The organism is Pseudoduganella ginsengisoli (genome assembly GCF_009720865.1).
GTDB lineage: Bacteria > Pseudomonadota > Gammaproteobacteria > Burkholderiales > Burkholderiaceae_D > Rugamonas > Rugamonas ginsengisoli.
Genome location: NZ_WNLA01000092.1, coordinates 1 through 410 on the forward strand (window position 1 = coordinate 1; position 410 = coordinate 410).

Annotated in this window: 1 protein-coding gene; it reads right to left on the reverse strand. The window is 66.6% G+C overall.

The features are described from left to right. Positions 1–399, reverse strand: a 399-nt coding sequence (locus tag GM668_RS30345) for a hypothetical protein (protein WP_155442693.1), incomplete at its 3' end; no start/stop codon positions are given. Between the last annotated feature and the right edge of the window lie 11 nt (positions 400–410).

Sequence of the window (410 nt, forward strand, 5' to 3'; positions counted from 1 at the left end):
CAGGTGGCCGCCGGCGTCATAGGCGTTGACGCGGCGCTCGCCGCCGTCCAGCGCCTCGACGGTGCGGCCGGCGCCGTCGTAGCGGCGCGAGGCCACCAGCTTGCCGTCGCGGTACACCGACTGCAGGCGGGCCTGGGCATCGTACTGGTAGGTTTCCGTGGCGCCGTCAATCATGTCTTCGACTCGGTTGCCCATGGCGTCGTAGCGGATGCGGTGGCTGCTGACGGTCTGGAAGGACGGGTCGTCGCCGTCCTGCTCGGCCTGGCGTGGCCGGTAGGATTGATATTGATGGGTCATGGTGTCGACCGTCGCGGTGCTGCCATCTTCGCGGTTCATGCGGTCGAAATGGTTGACGACATCGATATCCTTGACGTCGCCGGCATCGGTGGTATAGCGCACGTGCTGCCAGG